26 protein-coding genes are annotated in these 26,899 nt (G+C 61.4%); 12 read left to right on the top strand and 14 right to left on the bottom strand.

Annotation, left to right across the window (positions count from 1 at the left end; all coding sequences use genetic code 11):
* Positions 1-270: 270 nt before the first annotated feature.
* Entirely contained in the window at positions 271-1,092 is an 822-nt protein-coding gene (istB, locus tag CVV68_RS01205) for an IS21-like element helper ATPase IstB (RefSeq protein WP_110499178.1), read from the bottom strand.
* Positions 1,089-2,765 (bottom strand): IS21 family transposase, encoded by a 1,677-nt coding sequence (gene istA / locus CVV68_RS01200; protein ID WP_110499177.1) that lies wholly within the window; start codon positions 2,763-2,765, stop codon positions 1,089-1,091. The genes istB and istA overlap by 4 nt, the downstream gene beginning before the upstream one ends.
* A gap of 819 nt (positions 2,766-3,584) precedes the next feature.
* On the opposite strand from istA, the gene CVV68_RS01195 reads away from it, so the two are divergent.
* From CVV68_RS01195 to CVV68_RS01185, 4 genes are all read left to right on the top strand, one after another.
* Positions 3,585-4,184: a DNA-binding protein gene (locus CVV68_RS01195; protein WP_110499176.1), complete on the top strand. Its 600-nt coding sequence runs from the start codon at positions 3,585-3,587 to the stop codon at positions 4,182-4,184.
* The gene (locus CVV68_RS01190; protein ID WP_110499175.1) at positions 4,185-4,640 is read left to right on the top strand and encodes a hypothetical protein; all 456 of its coding nucleotides are present in this window, start codon (positions 4,185-4,187) and stop codon (positions 4,638-4,640) included. It abuts the gene before it with no gap.
* On the top strand, positions 4,633-4,842 hold the full coding sequence (locus tag CVV68_RS23040; protein ID WP_146238793.1) for a hypothetical protein: 210 nt from the start codon (positions 4,633-4,635) through the stop codon (positions 4,840-4,842). Before CVV68_RS01190 ends, CVV68_RS23040 begins: the two co-directional genes overlap by 8 nt.
* 333 nt (positions 4,843-5,175) lie before the next feature.
* Complete coding sequence (locus CVV68_RS01185; RefSeq protein ID WP_110499174.1) at positions 5,176-5,523, top strand: metallophosphoesterase; 348 nt, start codon at positions 5,176-5,178, stop codon at positions 5,521-5,523.
* 152 nt (positions 5,524-5,675) lie between these two features.
* On the opposite strand, the gene CVV68_RS01180 is transcribed toward CVV68_RS01185, so the two are convergent.
* The 7 genes from CVV68_RS01180 to CVV68_RS24850 all read right to left on the bottom strand — a co-directional run bounded on the left by CVV68_RS01180 (position 5,676) and on the right by CVV68_RS24850 (position 13,760).
* Entirely contained in the window at positions 5,676-6,587 is a 912-nt protein-coding gene (locus CVV68_RS01180; RefSeq protein ID WP_146238792.1) for a ParB family protein, read from the bottom strand.
* Positions 6,588-6,801: 214 nt separating this feature from the next.
* On the bottom strand, positions 6,802-7,182 hold the full coding sequence (locus CVV68_RS01175) for a hypothetical protein (protein WP_110499172.1): 381 nt from the start codon (positions 7,180-7,182) through the stop codon (positions 6,802-6,804).
* A gap of 1,082 nt (positions 7,183-8,264) precedes the next feature.
* Positions 8,265-10,181: a relaxase family protein gene (locus CVV68_RS01170; RefSeq protein WP_110499171.1), complete on the bottom strand. Its 1,917-nt coding sequence runs from the start codon at positions 10,179-10,181 to the stop codon at positions 8,265-8,267.
* Positions 10,181-10,783 carry a plasmid mobilization relaxosome protein MobC gene (gene mobC / locus CVV68_RS01165; protein WP_146238791.1) on the bottom strand — a complete coding sequence of 201 codons (603 nt, stop codon included), beginning with the start codon at positions 10,781-10,783 and terminating at the stop codon, positions 10,181-10,183. The genes CVV68_RS01170 and mobC overlap by 1 nt, the downstream gene beginning before the upstream one ends.
* 292 nt (positions 10,784-11,075) lie before the next feature.
* Positions 11,076-11,417 carry a hypothetical protein gene (locus CVV68_RS01160; protein WP_110499169.1) on the bottom strand — a complete coding sequence of 114 codons (342 nt, stop codon included), beginning with the start codon at positions 11,415-11,417 and terminating at the stop codon, positions 11,076-11,078.
* Positions 11,418-11,526: 109 nt separating this feature from the next.
* The gene (locus tag CVV68_RS01155; RefSeq protein WP_110499168.1) at positions 11,527-13,494 is read right to left on the bottom strand and encodes a phage/plasmid primase, P4 family; all 1,968 of its coding nucleotides are present in this window, start codon (positions 13,492-13,494) and stop codon (positions 11,527-11,529) included.
* Positions 13,494-13,760: a helix-turn-helix transcriptional regulator gene (locus tag CVV68_RS24850; RefSeq protein ID WP_110499167.1), complete on the bottom strand. Its 267-nt coding sequence runs from the start codon at positions 13,758-13,760 to the stop codon at positions 13,494-13,496. Before CVV68_RS24850 ends, CVV68_RS01155 begins: the two co-directional genes overlap by 1 nt.
* A gap of 198 nt (positions 13,761-13,958) precedes the next feature.
* Between CVV68_RS24850 and CVV68_RS01145 the strand changes: the two genes are divergently transcribed.
* Both CVV68_RS01145 and CVV68_RS01140 read left to right on the top strand, forming a co-directional pair.
* Complete coding sequence (locus tag CVV68_RS01145) at positions 13,959-15,095, top strand: tyrosine-type recombinase/integrase (protein ID WP_110499341.1); 1,137 nt, start codon at positions 13,959-13,961, stop codon at positions 15,093-15,095.
* Entirely contained in the window at positions 15,092-16,456 is a 1,365-nt protein-coding gene (locus CVV68_RS01140; protein ID WP_110499166.1) for a HEPN/Toprim-associated domain-containing protein, read from the top strand. Before CVV68_RS01145 ends, CVV68_RS01140 begins: the two co-directional genes overlap by 4 nt.
* A gap of 236 nt (positions 16,457-16,692) precedes the next feature.
* Here CVV68_RS01140 and CVV68_RS01135 read toward each other — a convergent pair whose 3' ends face one another.
* Positions 16,693-17,520: an excalibur calcium-binding domain-containing protein gene (locus tag CVV68_RS01135; RefSeq protein ID WP_245933259.1), complete on the bottom strand. Its 828-nt coding sequence runs from the start codon at positions 17,518-17,520 to the stop codon at positions 16,693-16,695.
* A gap of 215 nt (positions 17,521-17,735) precedes the next feature.
* On the opposite strand from CVV68_RS01135, the gene CVV68_RS01130 reads away from it, so the two are divergent.
* The 5 genes from CVV68_RS01130 to CVV68_RS01110 all read left to right on the top strand — a co-directional run bounded on the left by CVV68_RS01130 (position 17,736) and on the right by CVV68_RS01110 (position 22,486).
* A complete protein-coding gene (locus CVV68_RS01130) occupies positions 17,736-18,473 on the top strand; it encodes a response regulator transcription factor (RefSeq protein ID WP_110499165.1) in 738 nt (245 codons plus the stop codon).
* The gene (locus tag CVV68_RS01125) at positions 18,464-20,137 is read left to right on the top strand and encodes a sensor histidine kinase (protein WP_110499164.1); all 1,674 of its coding nucleotides are present in this window, start codon (positions 18,464-18,466) and stop codon (positions 20,135-20,137) included. Before CVV68_RS01130 ends, CVV68_RS01125 begins: the two co-directional genes overlap by 10 nt.
* Positions 20,138-20,169: 32 nt before the next feature.
* Entirely contained in the window at positions 20,170-20,814 is a 645-nt protein-coding gene (locus tag CVV68_RS01120) for a hypothetical protein (protein ID WP_110499163.1), read from the top strand.
* Positions 20,815-20,889: 75 nt separating this feature from the next.
* A complete protein-coding gene (locus CVV68_RS01115) occupies positions 20,890-21,621 on the top strand; it encodes a YcnI family copper-binding membrane protein (RefSeq protein ID WP_110499162.1) in 732 nt (243 codons plus the stop codon).
* Between the two features lie 157 nt (positions 21,622-21,778).
* Positions 21,779-22,486 (top strand): DUF4232 domain-containing protein, encoded by a 708-nt coding sequence (locus CVV68_RS01110; protein ID WP_110499161.1) that lies wholly within the window; start codon positions 21,779-21,781, stop codon positions 22,484-22,486.
* 220 nt (positions 22,487-22,706) lie between these two features.
* On the opposite strand, the gene CVV68_RS01105 is transcribed toward CVV68_RS01110, so the two are convergent.
* Complete coding sequence (locus CVV68_RS01105; protein ID WP_110499160.1) at positions 22,707-23,009, bottom strand: helix-turn-helix domain-containing protein; 303 nt, start codon at positions 23,007-23,009, stop codon at positions 22,707-22,709.
* Between the two features lie 67 nt (positions 23,010-23,076).
* Between CVV68_RS01105 and map the strand changes: the two genes are divergently transcribed.
* Positions 23,077-23,841 (top strand): type I methionyl aminopeptidase, encoded by a 765-nt coding sequence (map, locus tag CVV68_RS01100; protein ID WP_110499159.1) that lies wholly within the window; start codon positions 23,077-23,079, stop codon positions 23,839-23,841.
* A gap of 277 nt (positions 23,842-24,118) precedes the next feature.
* Here the strand turns inward: map and CVV68_RS01095 are convergent, their stop codons facing one another.
* The 3 genes from CVV68_RS01095 to CVV68_RS01085 form a co-directional block, all read right to left on the bottom strand.
* On the bottom strand, positions 24,119-24,517 hold the full coding sequence (locus CVV68_RS01095; protein WP_211320680.1) for a GNAT family N-acetyltransferase: 399 nt from the start codon (positions 24,515-24,517) through the stop codon (positions 24,119-24,121).
* 164 nt (positions 24,518-24,681) lie between these two features.
* Positions 24,682-25,317, bottom strand: coding sequence for a nucleotidyltransferase family protein (locus CVV68_RS01090; RefSeq protein WP_110499157.1), 636 nt, complete (start codon positions 25,315-25,317; stop codon positions 24,682-24,684).
* Positions 25,318-26,325: 1,008 nt separating this feature from the next.
* The gene (locus tag CVV68_RS01085; protein WP_110499156.1) at positions 26,326-26,832 is read right to left on the bottom strand and encodes a MarR family winged helix-turn-helix transcriptional regulator; all 507 of its coding nucleotides are present in this window, start codon (positions 26,830-26,832) and stop codon (positions 26,326-26,328) included.
* Between the last annotated feature and the right edge of the window lie 67 nt (positions 26,833-26,899).

Genomic DNA, 26,899 nt, shown 5'->3' with positions numbered 1-26,899 from the left:
AAAGTTAACATAACAACAGGTGCGAGTACCTGGCTGCAACGTGACCAAAAATACATCGGTGTACCATCTGGACTGCAGTAATGAGAACTATAACCGACGCGTAACTCAGCCCACAACGCATCGAGTATCCCACTGTGGGAACGCATGGATACTGCTCATACGTAGGTCACCGAAAAGTCCATGTGGAACGACCCGACATGAGACTGGCGTTCTTGGTGAAACCCATGCTGCTGTGAAATCGCAGCTTGGTGGGAAACGACCTGGACCGTGTTATTTGGCGTCGGTGAGGTGCTGGTTTTTGGTGTGAGCGAGTCGGTATGACTCTGTGCCGGTTTCGATGATGGTGCCTTTGAAGGTGAGCCGGTCCACGATGGCGGCGCAGAGGCGTGGGTCGGTGAACGTTTTCGTCCACCCAGAGAAGGACTCGTTGGTCGCTATAGCCACTGATGCTTTTTCTTCGCGTTCGGTGAGGACTTGAAAGAGGAGCTCGGCACCGCGTTTGTCTAGTTCCATGTAGCCAAGCTCGTCAATGCAGAGCAGGTCTACTCGCCCGTACCTGGCGATGGTCTTGGTCAGGACTTTTTCGTCTTCGGCTTCGACGAGCTCGTTCACGAGCCTGGTGGCGAGGATGTATTTGACCCTGAATCCTTTCTCGGCCGCCGCGGTTCCTAGGCCGATGAGGAGGTGCGATTTTCCGGTTCCAGAATCCCCGATGAGACACAAGGGGAGGCCTTTGCGGATCCAGTCCCCGGTGGCCAGGGTGTTGATCGTGGCTGGGTTGATGTTTGGATTAGCTTCGTAGTCGAAGTCACCCAACCACTTATCGCGCGGGAAATTCGCTGACTTCACCCTCCGGATGGAGGAGCGCCGGTCCCTGTCATCACACTCGGCCAGTAGCAGCTCGGCGAGGAATCCTTGGTAGGAGAGTTGTTCCTTCCCGGCCACGGTCAGGGCTTCATCGAGCACGGCCCGGATCGTGGGCAGGCGTAACCGTCGGCAGGCCTGGTCAACGGCCGCGACGGCTGCTGGTTCGGTCAGGCCGCGGCGCCGACGAAGAGTTTGGGAGACAACGACTGGGGTAGTGGGACTCATGAAATCTGCTCCTTAGGTGATGGGGGCGGTGATGGTTGGGGACGGAGTCTGAGTAGCTCGTCATAGCCGGCCACGGAGGGCAACGGCCGCTTGTCTGGTGGCAGGCCAGCGATGACAGCAGCCGGGTCTGCCAGGCGGCGTTGGGTGAGACTGACAACCCGGTGCTCGACGACTTCGGCTTTTGCGCCGGGATGGTAATCGGGGCGGATCCACCCAGCATTCCTTTCGAACGCCACACGCCTTGCTTCAACAGCGACAACGTCAGAGCTCACGGCACCGACAAGAAGCGCGGCAGTGATCCCGTCGATGACATCGCAGGCTTCCATGGAACGATGGAGCAGCAATACCTCGATGAGTTCCCTCGTCGCTGCAGTGTCACCATCGGTCCTTCGTGCAGCGGCCCAGAAAGCGTCATGGGCGGGAGTGAACACTCCTGATTCACGCGCCTGGGCCAGGGCGGTGGATCCAGGTAATGCTCCGGGTTTGATCCGCAGGACTTCTAGGTAGTGATCGAGTTGCACGCATTGCCCGCCCCTGGCCACGGTCCGTGGGTGGGTGGCGATCAAGGTCCTGCCATCGAAGATCCTTATCTCGGTCGCGCGCAGGGATACCCTGACTTTCCGATTGATAAATCTCACCGGTACCGAGTACTTCGCTGAACGCACGGTAACCAGCGAGGAACGGTCAACCCTAGGAGTTAGCGCCAGGCCTGGATCGAAGCTCTCTGCCGACAACGGCGCCAGCAGAGGCGCCTCGAGAGCGAAGTCCTGCCCTACCGTGCGAAGTCGATGAGAGATCCGGCGCTGATCCTCGCCCTCGTCCCAGCCCCGCAGCTTCGCATTGAGCTCCACCAAGGAATCCACGACCGGGACCGGAGTCAGGAAATTTCGGCGAAACCGCCCCACTTCCCCCTCAACCCCACCTTTCTCATGGGCGCCTTTCATCCCTGGCTCGCAGTAAAAGGAATCAAACCCATAGTGAGAGCGAAAGAGCACCCAGCGCTCGTTCTCAACCCGTTGCCGGCCAGCACCATAGATAACTTTCGTCACGGCCGAGGTGAGGTTGTCATAACGGATGTGCTTCGCAGGGACACCACCGAGAGTCTCAAAAGCCTCGATGTGGCCCTCCAAGAAAGCTTCCTGCCCACAGGTCGGATACACGCGGTGGACCGATTTTCCCGAGTGGGACATACGGAAAGCGAACATGTAGCACCGGGTGCGCACTCCGGCAAGATCCACCCAGACATCCCCGAAATCAACCTCAGCCTCCGCACCAGGTGCATGCTCCTGAGGAACGAAGACCTCTATCGGCGCTTTCCCGGCCTCGAAAGCGATCTCCGCCCGGCGAACCTTCACATATTGACGCACCGTTGAATACGAAATCACCGCCTGATGTTCCTCAACCAAGCGATCAAAAACCCGCTGGGCCGTATGGCGCTGTTTCCGTGGAGCATCCAAATCAGCGATCAGCATCTGATCAATCACCGCCCGGAACCGATCCAGCTTCGGAGCTGAACGGGCAGGAACCCTCCGAGGTGGAGGCTCAGCCGCAGCCAAAGCCTGACGAACAGTTCGTCGCGATACCCGATGCACCCGTGCAAGCCGGCGAATTGACCACCCTTGGACCCGGGCGTCTCGACGGATCCTTGCGAATATCTCCACCCTCAACTCCATCACTGCCTTCCATCGTTGGAAAAATATTCTGATGAAATCAACGATGAGGTGGGCTCAGCCGAAACTGCGATTCATCACCCGGCGAGCCGCAAGGTGGGTCCCAAACAAACTGCGAAAGTGGTACCCAATCAAACTGCCATAATCACCTTATTGCGATTTTATGGGTACATATCGTAATAGCGGATGGCTTACTACTGACTTTCTGGCCGGCCATGCCCTCGTCCAAGGCCAGAAGGTCTGCCGAGACATTGGCCGCAGATGCCGTTCCCAGCAGCTCGCCAGCGATCGGGGCTGCCCGGCAGCCTTGCTCTATCCGCCGGCGGACGAGTTCTTCGTGACGGACCACAGCGTCATTGACGAGCTGTCGCTGCCGCCGCACGGATCCAGGCGCAGGATGCGTCACGATTCGCCAGGCGTCAAGCTGCGACACAGCGGCCCCAATCCCCCGTAACTGCGCGGCTCGACGCGCTCTGAGCCCACTTTTACAACTCAGCCCCATCTCACTTCAAGGGGTCGGTTTTTTACCCACGATAATCACACTTATCCCCACTATCGGCGCGCAGGGTCTTTTTCGGGTTTTGAGAGTCAAAATCTGAGAATGGGCCGGACACACTCGCCGCTGGTTTGGCATCTGCCCGCTGTCCGCCTATGTCATCGTCGCCTGCCAGCCAAGGTACGGCTGCAGCCGTGGTCGATGTCCTGTTCCGGCGACTGCGGAATGTGGGCGTTCTGAAGGTCTATGTGACGGGAGACTGCCATCCATTTGTGCAGTAATCGACGTAGTATTACTACTACTATTACTACTTAAGGAGTGCCGCCGTGGCCGAACAGTCAGTGAAGGCTCGCGTGTACGCCGCCGCCGAGCAGATCAGCACTGAGAAGAATCCCACGGTCGCCACCGTGCGCGAAGCCGCCGGGGTGTCCAACGCCGACGCCGGACGCTACCTGAAGGAATGGCGTGCCGAACGCGACAGCGCCGGATCGAAGATAGCCGCGACCCCGACCATCATCACCGAGCAGGCACTGCGCCTGGCAGGCACAGTCTGGGCGGCAGCAGTAAGCACCGCCACCGCAGAGCATGCCATCATCGAAAAGGCCTGGCGGGACGAAAAAACCCACAAGGACCGCGAAATCAACGAACTCGCCACCGACCTCGACCACGCCACCCGCTCCCACCAGGAAGCCGTCAAGGAACTCCGGTTCCAGGTCGAGGAAGCGAACCAGGCTGCGCGTGACAGTGCTTCTGCCGCTGCCGAAGCCCGTGAGCAGCTGGCGCTTGCCGAAAGGAGACACGCCGACGAATTATCTGTGCTCAAGAGTCAGCTCGCCGAGGCCCGCGCCACTGTAATGACATTGCAGCAAACCCAGGACGCTCTCATTGCCCGTATCCAGCCCTCTCGTGAAGAGACCGGGGCCTAAGTGAAAAAGCTAATCTTTACGGGGCTGGCGTGCGCAGTAGGCGGCGCGATAGTCAGGAGCCTGTTTCCACCGTTCATCCTCGATGATCCGTTTTGGCGTGAGTTTTTTACGGGGCCGCCTGTTGCAGGATTTTTCGCCCTGGTCGGTGCGGGTGTCGCGTACCTGGCCGCACGGGTAGGGTCGCGCTCGGCCCGCATTGGCGCCGAGCGCCAGGAATGGTGGGACCGGGCAGAATGGGCGTTGAACCTTGCCCGGTCTGATCAGAGCATTGACCGACTTATTGGCCTCAAGGCCCTGCAACCCTTGACCGAGAATGCAACCTACACGGAGTACGAGATGATTCTTGCCGTTGTTGAAGCTGTGACTGGTGACAACGGGGACGCAGCCAACGGGGACGTGGACAATGAGAAAGACATGCCCGACAATGAAGGTGAGGGAGGTGCCGAACATGCCTAAACCAACCAAGCAACCCAAACCCACTAAGCGTGCGAGCGTGCTTGCCCCGCGGATCAAGACAGGCAAGGCGGACCCGATCAGTTCGGAGGAGCGGGCCATCGTGGCCGGCCTGCGCAGCAACTTCGACACGAAGTACGGCCGCCGAGGCGGGAAGCATGGCGCCAAAGCGGCCTCTAAGAATCACCCCATCAAGGTCGCCTAAACAGGCTTTCGCAGGAGGGCTGTACCCGTTTGGGTACAGCCCTCCTGCCTGCGTCTGAATCAGTTCGGCTAGTCATCGGCCGGTGGCTCGGGCTCCTGCCCGTGAGCCGTCGATGCGGGTGCTCTCTCGGCCTTCCGACCTCGCAGTCCTGGCAGCACCCCGGGGATTGGATGGGCATGAAACCAGCTCGAGTGTCGGATCCAGGTTGAGCAGACGCCTGGGATACGACCCTTGTTGATCAAGGCCTCCGGTCGTGGAACCCCTGGGGAATAGGGGTCATTTGAATTCGTTGTCTCAAGCGGGGGCGCCCGTCGCCAAACCCAGGAGACGTTTTTGCCGAAAACCACCTACGTGCTCAGCGACGTCCACGGACATCTGCCGTGCCTTCTCGCGGCGCTCGAGATGATCGACCTTGCATCCAACCCAGGTGCAAGCCTGTTCCTCCTCGGCGACAATATCGACCGCGGCGCGCAAAGTACGGAGGTCCTCTGCACGCTCAAGGATGTCGCGCACCGGTGGCCGAACCAGGTCCTTGCTTTGCGCGGCAACGACGACGTGGACTTCCTCGATTGGATGTCCGGCGACGACGACGACGTGTTCTGGCTGCTGCAGGACCTCGAATTCGTCACGATCGGCTCATGCCTCATGACAGAGCAAATGCCACGGGCCCGCGGAGACTAAGTAGAGCTACTGGCCGACATCGATGAGCTCTCCATGGTCAACCGTGCCATAAAAGATGCCACGAGGGTGCGTCATTCCGTTCCCGAGTCCGTGATTAGGCGCCAGCGACGGAGGCGGGGCGGATGCTGTGACTTCGCCGAGTGCTTGCCCGGTCAGCTGCCCAGCGGTCGTCCGGTGCGGAAGCTGCCGACGTTCGGGGGGAATAGTTCGCCGCTGTTGAACTCGGCTTCCAGCCGCGTGAGCTCCTGCTCCAGGGCGGCTTCGATGAGCATAACTTGGGAACGGTATCCGCCCGGAAGGTGGCCGGTCCGAAGGACAGCAGTCTCCGCGCGAAGTTTCAGTGCGGTACGCATGTTGATGGTTACTGGCTGCTTCATGTTCGGCGGGATGAAAAGCTCAGGCTCAGCTGCATGCTTGGGTTCGGACGCAAGCACCGGTGGCTTAGACTCGGGCTCGTCATCGTGCGCCTCGGGACCGAGGTCGTCGTCTTTGTCGACCGGTACCCTTCCAGACAATCGGATGCAGCCCAAAATGGCTTCGAGGGCCTGATCGGTAGCGAGCTGCCATGTGAGAAGCATGCCGCCTGTTCCGAGGGCCACAACGCCAGCCGCGTACGCGATGCCTCCAAGGTCCTCGAGATCGCTGACGAATTCCTCCGCTTCGTTGTACCACGTGGAGACTAGGAATCTGCGAGCATCAGTCCTGCACCCATGAAATTTGTTCTCTGCGACGCGAGGAATGCCGATCCCTTCGAAGGTTGACAATCGAGCGGGGGCGCCGGGGATTTCGTTAGCCATGACCCGGTCGAGCATCATGACGCAGAAGCTGATCAAGTCGCCCAGCTGCTCGTCGCCGAGCTCGGCGAGGATGCGAAGGCCCGGGGAAAGTTCACCAACCTGCACGGACTCGGCGAACTTGGCAAGTACCGCGTAGTTTCCGGTGAGTGAACAGTCCACGGAATCATGCCCCCGTTTTGTGGGCGTTGTCGTCGGGTAACGAACCCCGGTTTTTATGAGGTCACGAACAGCTTCGGTCTGATTCGATGGCTGTGGGTAGGTGTTCATATGGGCACTTTACGGTGAACAGGCAGCTGAGAAAACCCCCATGCGCCCGGGCAATTCTCGCCAAAAAATTTTCGGCTGGTAAACGAGCGGATTTGGCGAATTGCAATTTTATTTTTTCCAGAAGATCTGCGGCGAGGGCAGCTTCTCGATCTCTTGACATCGTCGCGAAGCAAGAAACACGTTTTGATGCAGCTCCACCTGCCGGGCGTGATGATCAGGCAGCGTGGCTATCGTTGACAAAAGCCTCCGCTGCACCGATGACCTCGCGTGTGCGCTGATGCTGGATGTAGAGAACTGGCAATTCCTCATCCAGTCGCGGGTTTGCACCCATCATCCATGCGAGAGCAACGTGCTTACCCTCCGCCATTGCGAGTGTCTTCCACACCCTGTATCCGAGGCGCAACCGCGCCTCTACCTCGGGGCGAGGTTCCGGACCGTTCGGCTTGGCCCACTTAAAGGGGGACGTCCGGTCTTTCACCCCGGCCATGCTCTGCACGACCGTCGCACCCACGTTCTCGTTCAGCTCCCGCACTAGGTCGTGAATATTCATCCTGGTGGCATCGGCGTGGATCCCGTTGCGAATTGTTGTTCCCATAGGCTCATGCTCGCAGATCCATTAGTCTGAGGCAACCAGAAAATAACTGAAAAGCAACACTTTTGCAACTGAGCAATGCAGTCCGCCCCGCCTGATAGCGAATATGGCTGTCATATGCGGCCGCAGAATCCATACCAGGTGAATCGCGGCCACTACGGGTAAGCGAAACGGTCAGGGCGTCTGACTGGGGAACACACCGACCCGACACCGAAGGCCATACGCGCAATCACTACCCAATCCGTTACCGATGAGGTCGCGCGCAGCGCACCGCAGATGCCCATGACCCTGTGGGTTGGCGCCCAGCGACACGCAGGAAGCCATTTGTACGCGTCTGTTGCAGCCTGCCATCGTTGTCGACGGGCAGACCCAACCAGTCAATGCAAGCGATACGCGGAGAAACCGTGAAGGCATCCTCAAAGTCTTCGTTTGTCTTAGAATCCTTAAAGGAAATGATTGGCACAATGCGTGCTCAACATGATTTTCACCGATCTGCTCGTAAACGAGCTTCGGGGACTGTTCCTGTTCATGTTCGTGGAGCCACTAGGGCCCGTGCCCTGACCATGGCACGGACCGCTCCCGTCCACGGCCAATCGAAAAGTGCGCTATGTGATAGCTGTCATGGAGTATGTGGGCGCAGAATGACCACAGTCGGGCCGAGCGCTGGACAGCTCACGCCCACCGCAGCGAAACTGACCTCGTGAAAATGGGTGGGCACCTGATGGCCCGATGCTGCCCATACTGGGGGCAGAGGATGCCCACATTCTGGCCCGAAGCGGCCGGCCCTTGTCCAGATATTGGTCACTCGAAGGCGAGAATAATGAGGAAAACGAAGGCTCGAAGGGTCGAAGGGTTGCCTCCAACGGAACGCACAATGCAGTTATGAAGTTCCATACCAAATCTCTCCATGCACGCGTACGTATAGGGTCTTTAGTTACTGGACTGCACAACTGCATGGACAACGTGGGACAGACCGCTAACAAGTACCCAGAAAGGATTCGATCCCATCCGCCCTGAGCTTGTGCGATTGTCAGCTTGGCGCTTTCTCTTGAGCAGGGACGAGGTTCCAGTCTTACGAAGGGCCCCTAATCACCGAACTCGAGGTCATCCTCGTTATTCGGAGACTCGTCATCACCCTGCAATACCCAACGTCGTAAGGAATCACGGCGCATGCGCTCCCTACGGGCTGCTGCTGCGTGCGGATTCTCCTCATCCACCTGTTGCCGAGCACCGCGGGTTCGCACCGGCCTCCCAGTGTGCAACGAGTGCCCTTCCTCAACAGAACTATCCTCCAGCAGGGCCCGGGTGAGCCTCTGAGACGATTGCATCTCGTTCTTGTCCTCTGGCGCGGAAGTGACTTCCTCGGCCTGCAGGGAGGCTTGAGAGGCTTTCTTCCGCTCCCGGTACCGCATTCGCTGCGCGTCAGAGGAGAGGGACTCCCAGAAGTTTCGCGCATCGCTGATTTCTCGCGGTTCAATTCCGGCCCTGTGCATCGCCGCGCTGTCAGCCCTGTAGATGCCGTACTGCACGAGGGCCTCGTCGACGATCAGCAGGTCCAGCAGCTCGGAATCCAGAGCCTTCTGAGCCGGTTCGGCAACTGCGGATTCTAGCTGATGCGGCCCCACCGCGGCCGCGGTGGGGCCCACGCTAGGCGTACCCAGCCAGCGCTCTTCCATGTTGTCTGTCAAAGTTTCTGACTGGGCCCTACTTGCATCGGCGAGTCGGTTCCACAGTTGCATCACCCGCATTCGTGAATCATGGGATTCCGGAAGCCTGTCCAGGATGTCACCGAACCCGACCCCCTTGTCGTGGCCCCGTGCGGCGATCCAGCGGTACAGCTCCGTCTCCGCGGTACGCAGCCCACGCTCTTCTCGAGCCATCCGTGCCATGGCCTCATATGCGGCAGCCAGCTCCTCCCCCGTGGACTGTGCCACCGGCCGCGGGACTCCTGCCTTCACGAACTCAGGACGGTGTTCCCTCGGTCGGCCGTGCGCCTTCGCAGAGAGCTGCCCGAGCGCACTTGCGTGCTCGTAGTGCTCGCCCAGGGTCTTCGCGCGCACCGGGGTCCCCATTCCGGACAATTGATAGCTCAGCCGTAGCACCTTCGGGGACTTACCACGCCTCCAGCCGGGCTCCGTGACGGTGACGCCGTGATCGGCCATGACGGACTTCCAGGTGTCGAGATCTACCGCCCTCGGGTCGTCCATCGCGGCTACGAAGGCCTGCCTGATCTGGTCCTGGTTCGAAAGCGCGCCCTCCGCGGCCATTCGTCGATCTCGCTGGTTACGCTGCTCCTTCTTCCTCTCAGCCACTGACGGCAGGCGCTGCGGTACGAGGTCATACTCGCGGCCGTGCTCGGCAAGGAACCGGTCGGACCTCTCACGCATCTTGTCGATATCAGTGAGATCACCGGCGAGTTTCCGGCCGGCCCTGTAGAGCTTTCCATCGACTTCCATGTCTTGATACAACGTGGCGTTCCGCGTCGCGTGCACATGGAAGTTGCCTCCCTTGCCTTCGGCCTGCCCGACAAACGTGGCCTGCTCTCCCGGATACAAGTTTGCATGCCTCGCGACGACGTACTCAAATGCTTTCGCGACCTGCTCCGGATCCTCAGGGTTCACCTCGTCGAGACCGAATGAGGTGATCAGATGACGCGCCTCAGACTGCCGGACGACTTCACCTTCGTGGCGAACGTGCGTCGCAGCTTCGCCACTCTTCGCAACGGCCCAGTACCTGCGCCCGTTCGGCCGCGTGCGCCTCACATGCGTGGCAGCCTCACCCAGTTCGGGCAAAGCGTACGTGGCGGGCGACTTACGCTTGGCCCCTTGTGTGCCATGCCTGCGTCGCGTCGCTGCGAATTCGCGCTCCGCCGTCCCCGGGCGGCAATTCTGGCCAGCAATGTGAAGCACCCGATCCTTGGCAGTCTGGCCGGGCTTGGGCTTCACCGTGTAGCGGAGTAGACGTGACGCCACGGTCGTGGTTCCTGCGTACTCGACGGGCATCAGAACACCTCCCGGAGCTTCGTAACGACCGTCTCGTCTCGCTTCGCGTCGCGCTCCATGACCAAAGCGATCCGATCGAGCGCTCGCTCCACACCACGAAGCGCGTCTGCATCCACAAGGCCACCAGAGTTCGCGACCTTGACGATCTGGTTCCAGTTGTTTCCGATCTTCTGGAACAAGAGCGCCTGCCTTGAGTAGCGTTCGGCGACCTCGCGGAACATGTCGCGGACATCCGTGAGCACACTTTCATCGGCTTTGACCACTACCGGCCTGCGGGCCGCGAGTCGCTGCGTCAACGACTTCTGCGCAGCATTGATCGACGACGCGTCGGACAAGGCCTCCGCGACGATTTGCACCGCCTGACGCACGCCGTCAGATCTGCTGCCACCGAGTAGCCGCTGCACCTCGGTGAGCGCGGCGATCCCGTCACGGTGCATCCGCACCGTCACGACCTCGCTCGCGCCCGGGCTCGACGTGCTGCGCACCTCGGCCCTCTCGCCGCCGCCAGAGCGACGGCTCACTGGCGGAAGCTCGGCATCCTCCGCTGACGCTACGGACACCGCGCTGGTCGGGCGTCCACTGTTCGCTCGTTCCTCGCTCACTGAGCCCTCCAAGTTCGCTGGTACCTATAGATCTGAGCCATGGTCTGAGCCATGGACCCAGCGCCGATATCCATAGGTACCAGCGAACTGGCAAGCAACCCGACCGTATACGTTCCTCGCTTCGCTCGAACGCACGGTCGGGCCGGACAGGAATCGTCGCTGTCGCTCCTCACCCTGTCCTTTGCTTGCGAGGAGAGGGCTGCGCCCCCTCCTTCGATCCACCCCCGGGTACGAGGCCACCCAGCCTCGCCAAACAACCGACACAAGCTGCGAAGTGAGATGACCCGCCGCATTAGCGCAGCCCTTGAGCGCCTGGCCCCAGCCGCTGGCCGAGTAGCGAACGCAGCTCACTCAGTCGATCGGCTTCGTCAAGGTCGCCGTCGATCACCTCAACCGCGAACTCGCGATACAAGTCTTCGACCAGTCGATCGCGATTCTTCGCTCGTCGTGACAGAAGCTTGTCCTTCAACGACTTGGCCCGTGCCTCAGCGTCCGCGTAAAGCTCCTTTTCAGTCTTTGGCCGGCGACGTTTGGTTGGCTGGGGCATAGTGCTCAAGGGGGCATTCTGGGCCGCTATTGTGGCTGTCTCTGAACGCTCAAGTGGCGTCCTCTGGCTGTCATATTGATCGCTCATCTTACGATCCTTACTTTCGTGTAGTTGTCGATTGCGCTGTCCTCGTGGAGACCGTTCCCGGTCGAGAAGGAATGGGTACGGTGGGCACGCATTCCTTCTCGGCCAAGGGTCATGACTGTTCCTCGGCGGCACCAGCGGCAACAAGACTGGGGCCCGAAGCACCGCTGCCAGCGGACGTGCGTAACAGTCCCCTATAGTTGTCCTTCAGCGGTGCGGGCATACACTTCTTTACGGGGTCGTTACCTGTGTAGCTTTGGTTCACCCACCCGCGCAGGTCGAACTCTGCGATGAGTGGCTCGACTGCGTCCATGTGCTGACCGGGACGAACCGATTTGTCCGGCGTCGTCCATACCTGCGAGTCGTCAAGATGGCTCTTTAGCGCCTCGATAAAGGGCTTGTAGCCTTCGGTTTTTCCGCTCGGCTCGACCTTCGAGAACCATTCCTTGTACAGGTCATACAGGAACGCCCACGGCAACAGGTCCCACTGGAATTGGTCCTCAAACTCGCGCCAGAACCCGACGACCTTGTTGTTCGTGCCGAACCACTCCTCTAGCGCGTCCTCGCATGCCGGCGGGTTCGACAGTTCCGTGTGTCTCATATGCAATGCCCGTTTCAGGACATAGCGCAGCACCTCGTCGCGCTGGAGGTAGTCACGCTTGATGTCCTTGTTCTCGACGCCCTTAAAGCTCTTGACCATGGGCACGATCAGTAACCGACGCTTGAGCGACTCGGACTTGTCCTTCATACGAGGAGTCATTGTGTTGAAGCACTGGACCTCGAACCCTTGCCAGCTCACTTCGACCGGGTCTTTGTACTTTCGATCCAGGGTGAACACATCGCCTGTTACACATGCCTTCCAATCGCCGAGACTCTCCGCGAATGCCCCGACGTCGTTCTCGTCGACCAGGTTGACGTTTGCGCGGACAAGGCTTGACTTCTTGAATCGATCGCCAAAGTCGACAAGCGAAACCGATGCGTATGACCCTCTGCCGAGAAGCTTTCTGATCAACGCCAATACGGTACCCTTGCCTCCGTTCCCCTTCGGGCCGGCGAGGAAGCCGGATTTGTCCCACGCTTCATAGGGACGCACTGCGGCACTGATGATCTCCCAAAGCAGTTCCGGAACTCCCTCGCTGTCGGAGAGACTCGCCATCCAGGCCTCTATCTCCCATGTCGAGCTGTCCGGCGTGGTGAAGTGCGGACTTGTTGCGTTCGAGTCGTAGTCGACCTGCACCTTTGACAGAAATACCCAGTCGGATGAAAATGGTCGCAACTCCATTTTCGCGTGGTCGAACACACCGTTGGCCACTGGGATCAGGTGCGGGTCGATTGTGCGGCGGAGCACCTGGGCGTGCCTGCGCATGCGACTGAATGCTGACTCGATACCTTTGTGGGACAACGAAGGGCGCAATTCGCTGATGAGAGCCATGATGCGACTCTCGCTATCGTTGTATAGGCCTTCGAGGGGCCCGAAGTCCTCATAGATCGCGAGCACCCCGTTCTCAGCGCCCCCGTTCCCGTCCGTCAAGTCAATCATCACGATCCGGTTCCGTGCTAGCAGCACCTGCACCACTATGAACTCGTCAAGCACCTGAATCTTCTTTAGTGCCGGGGACGTTGAGTTGGACTCCTTTCGACCCTTGTTCTCGAGACTCAGCTCTGCGTTGATGCGTTGGAGCATGCCATCGCGAATATCACAGAGCTCGACGTCCGATTCGTCGACGATCTTAGCTAGGTATCTAGTAACGGTGCGCGCGACTAGCGTCTCAAACCCGGTTGGGCGGAATGAACCGGCAGGCGAGCGGCGGACGATGGACTGATCTGCTGTCGAATCGTTCTCGAAGCTGGCAAACGCCTTCGTTACCTCAATGCCGTCCCCACTGCGTCTACTTACTGTTTTGCACTTGGCGACGCCGTCCCCTGCCCATCGGGACGCGGCGTAATCGTCGAATTCCGAGTGGGTCACAGGTCTGCTCGACGTGAGCACTTGCCGAGCCGCGATCATAATATCCGCTTCGGATACAGCGTCGCTGGGATGCCCGGAAACGCTCGGATCGGTGTTTTCAATGGCGTCCATCAGAGCACCTCCTCAGAAGTGCTCGAATGTTCATTCGCTAGAAGCCAGGCGTCGACGGCTTCTGGACGGTAGCGAACGCTTCGGCCCACGCGAATGAACTTGGGTCCTCGGCCCTTAATGCGCCACTCACTCAGACTGCGCTCGGTCGTGCCAAGGCACTTCGCCAAGGTGATGGGAGCGACGAGCGAGTCAAGCAGCGGAGTGCTGATGGGAGCGACGAGCGAGTCAAGCAGCGGAGTGCTGTTGATAGCAGTAGATGTGAGCATAAAAAATTCCTCTCGAAAGCTTTGCTTTCAAGAGGATCTTTAGCCGAACCCATTAGCGGTTGCTTGGCGTATCCACTCGACAACGAGCCGGATGGCTCTGGCCCCTTTTCACTAATTCAGGACTTGGGAAAAACTATACACACCTTCGTCGACATATACTCACAATTGATCACGGGAAGCCATACCCACGGGGGCGACATGGGCACAGTTAAGGCGTACAGCACAAAGACCAAGGGCAGGCTTTACGAAGTCTGGTACACGAAACCGGACGGCTCCCGAGGGCACGACCGCGGATTCAAGCTGAAACGCGACGCCGAGGCGCACCTGGCGACTGTTGAGGTCTCGAAACTCAAGGGTGCCTATGTCAATCGCACCGACGCGAAAGCCACCGTTTCAGAGCTGGGGGTCCAGTGGCTTGAACAGCACAAGCCGAAGATCACGCCATCGAGCTATCACTCGGTCGAAAGCGCTTGGCGCATTCACGTCAAGCCGAGGTGGGGCACCTACGCGGTCGGGACAATCACTAAGCGTGACGTGCAGGCATGGCTGAACCAACTCGGTGAGACGCGCTCCCACACGACTGTTGCCCGAGTTCGCGACCTCTTGGCAGGCATCCTCGACCACGCCGTCGAAGACAACAGAATCACGAAGAACCCAGCGCGAGACCTCACGATCAAAAAGAAGCCGATCCCTGACGAGGTATTTCTGTCGCACGCCCAGGTCGAGGCGCTGGCGCTCACATCGCGGCACCCCGAACTCGTTCGATTCCTTGCCTACACTGGTCTGCGGTGGGGCGAGGCGACGGCGTTGCGGGCGCGAAACGTGGACACGACAACGCGCCGGATAAACATCCGCGAAGCCGTCGCCGAAGTCAACGGAAAGGCCATCTTGGGGAGCGTTAAGAGCCACGAGAAGCGCACCGTGGCATACCCGAGCTTCCTCGCAGATGCAGTCACGGCTGCGTGCAGGGGGAAAGGTCAGGAAGACCGCCTGTGGAACGCCGAGGAGGGCGGCTACCTGCGTCCAGGCAACGCCGTTTCGGGCTGGTTTGCCCGGGCCGTCATGCGCGCCCAGACAGGAGATAAGACTTTCCGGAGAGTCACGCCCCACGATCTTCGGCATACGGCTGCGTCGCTCGCGATCAGCGCTGGGGCCAACGTGAAAGTCGTCCAGAGGATGCTCGGCCACAAGTCGGCTAAGGTCACTCTAGACACCTACGCCGCGCTGTTCCCTGACGACCTCGACAACGTTGTCGACGCCCTGAGTCGACAACGAGTTGAGTATTTGGAAGGCAACCCGATTTTTAGCACCATTTATGAAGAAGGCCAAAAGTGAGCAGTAAATGGTGGCTGCACCGTGGCGCTACACAGATCCAGTGGCAACGGAACGAAGAGCCTCTGGAACTGCTCACAATCTTCACAGAGGCGGACAAGTACACCGACGATGCGTGGCTTCAAGCCATCGATCGGCTCGAAGGCTACGGCCGGTACTCTCCCGAGGACGAGGAGCAACAGCGCCTAGATGAAATACTCGTCGAGGAGTCAAATGGTAAGGACGTCCTCGGATACCGAGCAAGAGTGAGTCGAATCCGAGCTCGACTTGCACTGATGGGATTCACTGCAAACGCGTGTCGACATGAGCTGTCATTGGCCATCGACGAAATGCTGGCGGACGACGAGCCGGGCGACACGCTTGAGGTCGCCGACAAGGACGGCGAAGCGGTCGAAACTATTCCGCGGAGTGAAATCCTAGACAGGGGCCTAGCGGCGTGGGAGAACGAGAAACCGTATAGAAGCCTCGGCCCCGTGGATCGCAAGTGCGCTACATACATCGATATCCTAATGGACTCGGGATTCGATCGACGCACGATCCTTGCGCTCCAGCTGGAGTCCGCCCCTGCAGATGTGGAAGTCTGCCTTGATCTGCACGATCTGTACAGCGCCGGGTATTTCAACAGCGTCGAAAACATCACTCAATTGGCAGCTGACGAACTCGCGGTCAGCGTCAGTTCCGGTGGGCCGATCGTCGTCGTGACAGAAGGTGTAACGGATGCGCGTTTTTTGCAACGCGCGCTTGAACTAGTCGTTCCCCACGTGAGTCATATGTTCAGATTCTTTGACAAAGATGCGGGAGCCGAAATGGGAGCCGCGCAGGTAGTCCGCACGCTCCGCAGTTTCGCTGCTGCGGGAGTGACCAACCGTGTCGTAGGAGTCCTAGACAACGACGCGGCCGGCCTAGTCGCCGCCAAGAATCTTGATGCCAAGGTCCGACCAGCCAACAACCGCTACTTTCTTCTGCCAGACGTGCCTTACGGCGCCAACTACCCGACGTACGGTCCAAATGGCGACTCGGACCTGAACGTCAATGGACGTGCCGTCTCCATCGAGTTTCAATTCGGCCTTGAGCAGCTCCGCCTAGCTAGCGGTGATCCTGCACGCGTCGAATGGTCTGGCCGAGAGGCCTCCATCGGCGTTTACCAGGGCAGTCTGCCGAAGAAGGACAAAGACGCCGTGCAGAAGAAGATACGCGACTTCCTCGCAAACGCGTCCCCGGACCATGACCCTGAGGCAGAGCCGTGGCCGGCGGTCCACGCCTTGGTCAATCGATTGCTGGAAGCTGCCACTCCTGAGTCCTTCCCTGGCCAGTCCTTCACTAAGGACGATCTAAATTCCAGTAAGAGCAACTCCCGTCCGTAAGTGTCCCTTTGTGGTGCATTTTGGTGCAGGAGTACCTGCGAGCACACGTGCATACCTGTAAGTAAACGGGTCAAAAACGTTGCATTTCCGGGACTTTTGATGCAACACCCTGACTCCGTTTGACCCTCGCAATGGGTTCAAATCCCACCGTCACCGCCACTGCACAAGGCCCCTGCTTCCCTTTGTTTACAAGGGAAGCAGGGGCCTTTGCCTTGCACCATAATCGGCCCGGGCGTCTACTTGTCGCAGGCGATGCCGTCCTTGTCGCGGTCCAGCCCCGGCCGGTAGCCGGATTGGCCTGCATGCATCGGGGCAGCCCCGGCGGCCCGGGCTGCAGCACAATTGGGATAGTAGGCTGACGCGTCCGGAACCTCGGCCACCGGCGCAACGGGAGCCTGCTGGACGGGAGCCTGCTGCTGGACGGCCTGCTCCACGGCGACGCGGGCCGCCTCGGCAGCCGCGGCCTGATCCGCAGTGGCTTGATTGGCAATTGCCTTGTCGGCAGCGGCCTTCGCTGCCGCAACCTGGGCGGCCGCAACCTGGGCGGCCGCTTTCTGGGCGGCGATTACCTTGTTGTTCAATGCTTTCTTGCTTGCCACCTTGTCTGCCTCGGCTTTGGCCGTCGCCGCGGCACGGTCCGCAAGCAGGACCTTGGACTTGTCTGCCGTCATCCAGACCAACATGCCGTCTTCGTCGGGGGTGCAGACCAATTCAGCGCCTGATTCCGTCACCGAGTCTTCTGCTGTGTCGCAGGCGGTGAGAAGGACAGTCTCCGATGAAGGACTCGGCGTCGGGCTTGCCGGCGCCGTCGTCGTCGTGGAATCTGATGCCGACAGGCTGGCCTCTTGCAGAGCGGGCATGGCCGCTGCAGCGACCACAACCCCCAGCACCAAGACCCCAAATGAGGCCCCTACGGCCACCCCCGCTGCCTTGCGGCGAGGCAGGCCCAGCCAGGACCGGCGGCCGGACACCAGCGAATACAGCGCACTGAGGATCCCGAAGAGCGCGAACAGGACCAGCCAGATGCCGAATTCGCCCGCCAGCGCCATGAGAATCAACAGCAAGGCACAAATGGCGGTTGTGACCCAAAATGATATTGGCGGTTGCCATTTGGGCTTTCGTGGCAAGCTCGCGTAGTTGTCTTTCACGGTTGTCCCCCTATAGGTCAGCCAGCGATGAAGCGACCGGCCTGCGGCCGGCGCCTTTCGCAACCATAAGACACAGAAAACATTCAGCTAACATCCAGCCACTAACATGACGCGCGCCCGACAATTGAGGCATGTCCCTTCCTTTCCATGCCAACGGCCCAGACAAGCTCACCCGCCCGGGCGGGGAGCCCATCCGCGCGCTGGTGGTTGACGATGAACCGTCGCTGGCAGACCTGATGCGCATGGGGCTTGAACTCGCGGGGTGGGAGATTGCCGTGGCACACGACGGCCAGGCGGCCTTGAAAACGGCCCGGTCCTTCCACCCCGACGTCGTGGTCCTTGACGTCATGATGCCCGGCATGGACGGCGTGGAGCTGCTTGGCCGCCTCCGCACCATCTACCCGGAAATCCCGGCGTTGTTTCTGACCGCCAAGGACGCCGTGGCGGACAGGCTCACGGGCCTGCATGCGGGCGGAGACGACTACGTGACCAAGCCGTTCAGCATGGAGGAAGTGCTACTGCGCCTGCACCGCATTGTCCAGCGCGCCGGCGTCACCGCAAGCAACTCGGCGGAGTTGGCCGTGGGCGATCTGGTCCTCAATCGGGACACTCGCGAGGTGTCCCGCGCCGGGACGGAAATTGCGCTCACCAGCACCGAGTTTGAGCTTCTTCAATTCCTGATGGAAAACCCCCGGCACGTCCTCAGCAAGACCCGCATCCTGGACCGGGTGTGGGACTACGACTTCGGCGGCCAGAGCAACATCGTCGAGTTGTACATCTCCTACCTGCGCAAGAAGATCGACGCGGACCGGGAACCGATGATCCACACCGTCCGCGGTGCCGGCTACGTGGTCAAGCCATGCACCTGACCGCCAGCCGCCAATCCCTGCGCACCGCTGCCGGGCGCCTCTCCAGACCAGGCTCGTGGCACCTGCGCACCCGCCTGGTGGCGGTGATGATGGCCCTGCTCACGGTCATTTGCGCCTTGGTGGGCCTGGTCAGCTACACCGCGATCAGCGTGAGCCTGAACGACAGGCTCGATGCCTCGCTGCAGCAGGCCTCGGTGCGCACCAACCAGTTCTTCCTCAATCCCCCGGGCGGCGGGGCCGGCAGCCCTCGCGACCTCCTCAATGCCAAGGCCACCAGCGCCGGGCAGTTGAGCGCCATCCAGATCAACGGCGGCGTCACTTACGCGGGCATGCTGGACGCCAACGGCACTCGCCAGGAACTGACCGCCGCCGACGCCCGGATCCTGGCCGGCCTCCCCACCACGGGCGCCACCGCCGACAAGTCCCTCTCGATCGGCAACTACCGCCTGCAGGCAGTCCCCGCCGGCAACGACGCGGTCCTGATCACGGGACTCCCGCTGGCCGGCACCCAAGCAACCCTTGCCACCTTGCTGCTGACTATCTTGTTGATCTCCCTGACCGGCCTTGCCATCCTGGGGCTGGCGGGCACGTACATCATCCGCCGCAGCCTGCGCCCGCTGGAACGGCTTTCCTCCGTCGCCACCCGCGTGGCCAGTTTGCCGCTCGACGCCGGAGAGGTCGCCTTGAGCGTCAGGGTCCCGGACACCGCCTCCCGCCCGGGCACGGAAGTGGGCAATGTGGGCCACGCGTTCAACGCCATGTTGGACAATGTCTCCCACGCACTGCAGGCGCGCCAGCGCAGCGAAACGAAGGTGCGCCGCTTCGTGGCCGACGCCAGCCATGAACTTCGCACGCCGCTGACCGCCATCCGCGGCTACACCGAACTGCTGCAGATGACGGAGTCGTTGACCCCCGACGGCAAGACGTCGCTGGGCCGGGTCACCGCGCAGTCGCTGCGCATGGGCCGGCTCGTGGAGGACCTGCTCACGCTCGCGCGGCTGGATGACGGCCAGCCCCTGGCCCTGCGGACGGCTGACCTCACGCCGATCGTCATGGACGCAGTCAGTGATGTCCGGGTTGGTGCGCCGGACCACCATTGGATAATCGACGTCCCCGACGCGCCCGTCCGGGGCAAGTGCGACGACGGCCAGCTCAAGCAGGTGATGCTGAACCTGCTCTCCAACGCGGCCAAGCACACGCCGGCCGGGACTACGGTATCCACACGGGTCACTCGGGAAAGCGACGGATCGGCCGTGGTTACGGTGACCGACAACGGCACGGGCATTGCCCCCGAGTTCCAGGACATCATCTTTGACAGGTTCTCTCGTGCGGACACGGCCAGGACCGGCACCCAGGGCAGCACCGGGCTGGGCCTGAGCATCGTCGCCGCCATCATGGCCGCCCATCACGGCACTGTGGACCTTGCCAGCAGCCCCGGCGAAACCACCTTCACGCTGCGGCTCCCGCCCGGCCCCGAAGGAATGCCGACCGGCCCCCTGGCCGCTGTTCCACCTGCACCACGCGATTCTGCCCCGCAGGATTCTGAATCGAAGGATCCGGCTGTGTCCGCGCCGCCACCGCAGGACCGGCCACCCCAGGAACCACAGCAGGATTCGGCCGTGCAGGATTCCGATGCGGTCACGGCGAAGCCGATTCCTCGATAAACTAACAAGGTTGGTCGATCGAAGGGAACGGAATGTCTCACGCGCACGCGCCGTTCCGCCTGCTTCGAACCACGGTGATCGGCACCACCGTTCTTGGCCTGGCTGCCGCGGTCCACGTGCTGGCCGGCGGATCGCTGCCCGGCCCAGGCATCATGGCCGCCCTTTTGGCGCTGCATGTCCTGTGCTCCACCATTGTCACCACCGTGCGCATCGGACTGCCAGCCATGGTGGGGCTGCTGGCCGTCAGCCAGCTGGTGCTCCACCAGGCCTTCGACTCGTTCTCCGCCGCCATCCCGGCCGCCACCGTGCCGCCGGGCATGCATGACCACTTGCACTCCGCGCAGGAGCAGTCGGCAGCCATGCTGCATGCAGCCGGCGCCATGGGTTCCGGCATGGGGCTGATGCAGCAGGCCACGCCACTTTCGGGCTGGATGCTGCCGGCCCACATGACCGCGACGCTGGCCACCGCGGTGCTGCTGGCCCAGGGTGAAAATGCCCTGTGGACACTGGCCAACTGGCTCCGGCCGCTCTGGCGGGGCGCCGCCGTCGTACCTCCGCTGCCTGCCCAACAGGCGAGCCCGGCGACCGCACCGGCGCCGCTGGCGCGCCTCCCCTGGCGCAACCTGCGCCCGGACACCCGCCGCGGGCCGCCATACTGCCGGGCCGTCTTCGCATAGCACCCTTCGAACAGTTCGCGGGGTGTTCCCTCCCGTACTTCTGCGCACTTTTGTGCGCTCCCGAAAGGTTTTAGCATGCATTTTTCCCGCACACTTAAGTCCACCCTTGCCTTCGGCGCCACGGCCGGCCTCATGGCCCTGGGGCTCGGCGCAGCCTCGGCACATGTCGAAGCCACCCCCACCGAAACGGCCGCCAACGCCTACTCGCTGTTGACATTCTCCGTGGGCCACGGCTGCGACGGCTCCCCCACCACCAGCCTGAAGATCACGCTGCCGGAGGAGCTCAACGACGCCACACCCACCGTGAACCCGAACTGGACCATCAGCAAGACCGTTGAAAAGCTGGCCACGCCCAAGACACTGGCCACTGGCAGCAAGATCAGCGAACGCACCAGCGCCATCACGTACACGGCCAAGACACCGCTTGACGCCCACCAGCGCGACACCTTCACCCTGTCCGTCCAGCTGCCGGCCACAGCCGGGAAGACGCTGTACTTCCCCGCGCTGCAAAGCTGCGAGAAGGGCCAGACGGACTGGAAGGACGTTCCCGCGGCCGGCCAGTCCGAGGACAGCGTCAAGGCGCCCGCGCCATCACTGACCGTCACCGCAGCGGTTGCCTCCACCGACGGGCACGGTTCCCACGGCGCATCCGCCGACGCCTCCGCGGCCGGCACCTCAGCCGACAACGCCGGCAAGAACGACGGCGCCGCCTGGCCCGCATGGCTCGGTCTCGGTGCCGGACTGGCCGGGCTCGTGCTGGGCGGTCTGGCGTTTCTGCGGACCGGACGGTCCACCAGCGCCAAGTAGCCGCCTGCGCTTCGCCGAGCTTCTTCGCGGAGCTTCTTCGCGGAGGTAGCGCATCCGCCCCGAAACCAGCCCCGATGCGGGCCGGTTTCGGGGCGGACCTGCTGCCTCGGCGGCGGGGCCGGTTGACTCAGGCGGGCAAGGGCGCAAAAGTTGAGCAATGACGTCCGCAGAGAACCACCTGTCCCCGAAGAACTCCCACCGCGCCCCCACCGCCGCAGGCAGGGCCGCCCGGAGCCGCGCGGGCGCCCTCATTGGGCTGGCTGCCGTGCTGGGTCTGGCCCTGGCCGGCTGCGGGCCGTCGAACGGCGGCGGGACCACCACCGGATCCGGGTCCACCACGGCAGCGTCGGCGTCCACAACGGCCGGGGACACGCCGTCGTCCGTGGAAAGCGGCGCACCCACCTCCGCCGCCCCCAGTTCCGCGGCGCCGGCTACTTCCGCGGCGCCCGCCCTGTGCACGGCGGCTTCCCTGTCGGGATCCCTGGACGATACCGGCGGCGGCGCGGCCGGGCATATCTACATGAAGCTGATACTGGCGAACAAGTCCGGCACCACCTGCATCCTGGACGGCTACCCGGGCGTTTCCCTGGTCAAGGCTGGCGCCACTTCGCCCATCGGCGCCCCGGCCACCCGCGACGCCACGCGACCGTCGACAGGCCCCATCTCCCTGGCGCCGGGCAAAAGTGCGGCCGCCGTGCTGAACTACACGCAAGCCGGGAACTACCCGAATTGCAAGCAGGTCCAGGCGGACCAGGTCATGGTGTACCCGCCCAGCGCCAAGGACCGGCTGTTTGTGGCGCACCCCCTGACTGCCTGCAGCAATGCCGACATCAAGTTGCTGCAGATCGGCGCCTTCCAGCCGTGACCTCCGCGCCCGGCAGCAACATGCCGGGCGCGCCGGAGTTGGAGTCGCAGCTTTCGGCCGCGGTTTTCACTCATCGGCAAGCGGGGCGGACAAGCTCTTCGAGGATTTCCTGCCCAGTGCTCCGGCGGGCATCGGCAGAAGCAGCCCGTGGACGATGTGAAGGAATCGCAGGTTTTGCAGGGGGCATGGCCGGTGAAGGTGAACCAGGTCCGCAGGGAACTTAGGACGCCAAACGGTCAGGCCGCCGGTCCGCTGCCTGTTCGCCCGTGGACGCTTGCCTCGGCGGGTTGATTGCCGACCAAACATCGTCCAGTGAGAGACCGAGCACGGTTGCGATGGCCGCGATCGTGGAGAATGCGGGAGTGGCCACACGGCCCGTTTCGATCTTCCGGAGTGTCTCTGGCGAGATGTCTGCGGCCACCGCCACCTCGAACATGGAGCGATCCGTTCTTGCTTGACGCAGAAGTGCGCCCAAATGTTGTCCGCGTTCAACCTCGGCGGCAGTGAGTGGAAGTCTGACCATGGCTCCAATTATAGTACCGGTATAGTATTACCGGTATAGTTATTGGAATCTGCGAGAGGATCAACGAATGATCGAATTATTCACCCCGGTTGAACTGCTGCGGGCGAAGGTGAGTGGCAAGTTCATCGCCACAGTTCTGCAGAGCCTGCAAGAACGGGCCAGGGTCGGCACAAACCTCCTGGAGATCGATGAATGGGCTGGTGAGATGATTGGCGAAGCGGGCGCCCACTCTTGCTATATCGATTACGATCCCCCGTTCGGGCGCGGGCCTTTCGGCCACTTCATCTGCACTTCGGTCAATGACGCCGTGCTGCACGGAATGCCGCACGACTATGCCCTCAAGAATGGCGATCTCCTCACCCTTGACCTGGCCGCGTCCCTCCATGGGATCGCCGCCGATGCCGCCGTCAGCTTCATCGTCGGAGTGTCATCCAGCCCTTCGGACGCCATGATGATCGCGACGACTCAGCGGGCCCTCGAAGCCGGAATCGCGGCCGCCACCCCCGGAGCGCGCATCGGGGACATCTCCCACGCAATCGGATCCGTCCTTGCCGCTGCCGGCTATCCCATCAACACCGAGTTCGGAGGGCACGGCATCGGAACGACAATGCATCAGGATCCCCACATCCCCAACACGGGCCGTCCCGGCCGGGGATACCAACTCCGCACTGGCCTGCTGCTGGCGATCGAACCGTGGGTCATGGCAGACACCACCGACCTCGTCACCGACCCGGACGGCTGGACACTCCGAAGTGCAACAGGAACCCGCGCCGCGCACAGCGAGCACACGATAGCCATCACGGACGACGGACCTGTAATCCTCACGACCTGACCAGTTGCGCTCGGATTACCAAGCACGCTGCCTCTCACTCCGCCGACGCCCTCATATTCCTCGAATGATTCTCGGCAGGTCTGGTTTCTGCTGGCACGCTTGATGGAGGGGTGGTTCCACCGGTGGTTCGCGCCTCACTAGACGACCGCGTGAGAAGAACTCTGTTCCAGGAGGGGTGTGGACTTCAGCGCTCGGTGGCGGCTTTCCGTGATCATTCGGTGCCGCAGCCCTGTCAGACATCGTCTGCACTGTCCTGCCATGTCCGTATGGGGACCCTCTACCGGGCAGTGACGGTGGTTTCGACGGTTCGGGGCAGGGACAGGGCCATGAGGACCTCGTCCCGGTCGCCTTCCGGCAATCGAAGTGCGGCTGGCCATCTGCCGACTTCTTGCCAGCCGCATGACATATAGAAGTCCTCAAGGCCCAGGCCCGATCGCAGTTCCAGGTGTAGCTGGTCAAGAGCGAGGTCTTCGGTGGCTGCTCTTGCCACCTCTCCCATGAGCGCGCGTCCGACGCCGCATTTCCTGAATCCAAGTGCGGTCTGAACGCGCAGCACTCGTGCCCAATGTGCGGTTAGCTCATTGGAATTGCCAGCCAGCAACAGCCACCCGGCCAGCTCTCCCTCGATAGAGGCAAGCAGGAGCTGGCTGGCAGGGTTTTCCAACGACTGGACCATGGATTCAATCGAACACAGGACTTGGTCGCCAGAAACGGGTGGAAACGGGAATCCCACGGCACCGCCCGCGTTGGACACATCCCGCCAACACTCCAGAATCTGCTCCCGAACGACAGGGCCGACCATCGCGGGAGCGGTTAGCCACCGCATTTGAAGGACTTCGTTCATCGTTGCGATCCCCCAGCCGTCGCGGACGACAGTGCTGGTTCATCAACGACGGCGTCGGTCGGCCATGGCAGCACTGTCAGCGACGGCCATTCCGCGCTCCACCTCTTTGTCTTTGCCTCGTACACATCACGGGGAGCAATCACCGGGTTTGGCACGATCTTCCGCGCGAACAGGTCGTCGTAGCCGTGCGGGGCATAGGTTGTGAGGGCGCCCGTTTGGTCTGAGGTGACGGCGAAGCAGCAGGTCTTCGCGGCGAAATGATCCACCGCGTCGGTGGTGCTGAAGAAGGGGGCGGCCGGAACGCCAAAGTGATCCTCGTACCAAAGGTGCACGCGGGCTTCATTGCGCACTTCGACGTCGACTCCCAGGTCTCTGAACAGCTCATGCGCCCGGAGAATGACGGCATTTTCGGCCTGCCAGGAGGTGTCTTCGTCGAAGTAGAACAGGTCGTAGTCACGGATGCCGGCTCGGGGTTCCTTGCCTTCCAACACGTTCCACACGGTTTGGAACAACGCCCCGGCGGTCAACCACCAGTCCGAGACACCAAGAAGCGGCGCCAACTGAAGTATTTGCCCGTTGATCGGGTTCTCTTGGACATAGGCCAGAAAGAGCTGCTCGTCATTGGTGGTCACGGTTTCATCCTGCCCCACCTTTGCACTACCACGTTGAATGCGACCGGCGATTCGCTTCGCAGGGTCCCAGTCTCAATGTGCCCGGTGCATGGCCATGAACCTTGCCGATCGTTGACGCGGGAGTTGCGGACGTCCCCTAACGGGAACCCCCTGCGCGACTGATTCGGCACTTCATTGTCGAGGCGCCAATTCAAGAACACTCTACAGTTTACGTTAGCAATTTCACGACGACGAGTCCCCCCGCTAGTCAGTTGCAGGTGTGGACGAACATGAGCTATCACCGTTGCCTTGTCAGACGGCACCTTCCTCGGACCTTCGCCGCACGCTGTCACTTGAAACAAGGTTGGGACCTGCCCCCCACGCCGCAGCGCTGGCGACACTCTCAATCTCAATAGGGGTCGCCACAGAAAACGGAATAAATCGTACGGTAAGGCGTTCGGAACGGCGTGCCGCATATGCTCGATGCCTGTCGGCCACAACTACACTTGCCGAAATCGGCCTCAAATAGTGTCCCGTGTAGCGCCCGCTTCACCAGAATTATCACCGGACACCCTATACGGACACTTCACGAGCCGCCATTTACAGAGCAGCTGGTCAGCGGCTGATATGCGCGGTGGAGGTCCGGGACAATTCGGAGAATAACGAGAGCAGGTACGAAGTGACTCCGTTTCATTGCGATTCTCCTCTGGATATGTTCCCACAAGGTGTGATGGAAGTGGTTAAATCGGCAGCTCAATATGCCCAGTGGTTCGACACTGGCACCTCGGCGTTTCACACTGGTGAGCAGTACGCACCGCTTCGCAGTCATCCCGATCGAATACGAATTACTCCCCGAGAAGAACCCCATCCCAGCCTGAAATTCACAACCTAACGGGCAACCAGGCCATGGGGCAGGTCAAAGTGGAAACCAAACCGGGGGCCAGCCGCTCGCCAAGCCCACGGCACGTTCCGACGGCCGCTACCGGACATCCATGCATACAGACTCCCAGCCGCGGAGTTCGTCGTGGGCTATGGACGGGTCGTCGACGCAGTTGTCGACACGGCCGACGCGCTCGGCGCGAGGCGATCGATGGTGCCCTGCGAGATCGCGTGCAGGGCGTCAACCTGCGACGGGTCCAGCGCGTCAAACAGGTAGCGCCGCACTCCGGCGACGTGGATAGGCGCGGCCGTCTCGAGGATGTCGCGGCCGGCAGGTGTGAGGACGATGAATGCGCTGCGTCGGTCTTCGCTGCAGTTGGAGCGTTCAATCAAGCCACGGGCTGTCATCCGTGTGAGCTGGTGGGATAGCCGACTCTTCTCCCATTGCAGCCCGCGCGCGAGTTCGAGCATCCGCACCGGGCCGTCGGGGTGCTCGCTCAGCCAGACCAGCACGACGTAGTCGGAATTCGACACCCCGGCGCCGTCCTGCAACTCCCGGTTGAGGCGGGCGGTGAGTTGGCTGTGCATATTCAAGAAGGCACGCCATGCCAGCTGTTCACGGTCATTCAACCATCGCACGTCCGATTGCTCGATCATGGCACCATACTATCGTAGTTGACACGTCACATAATTCGTTCTAGATTTGTTGACGTATCAACAACCA

Origin of the sequence: Arthrobacter livingstonensis, from assembly GCF_003219815.1 — a bacterium.
GTDB classification, from domain to species: Bacteria; Actinomycetota; Actinomycetes; order Actinomycetales; family Micrococcaceae; genus Specibacter; species Specibacter livingstonensis.
This window is presented reverse-complemented; position numbering and strand designations above follow the sequence as displayed.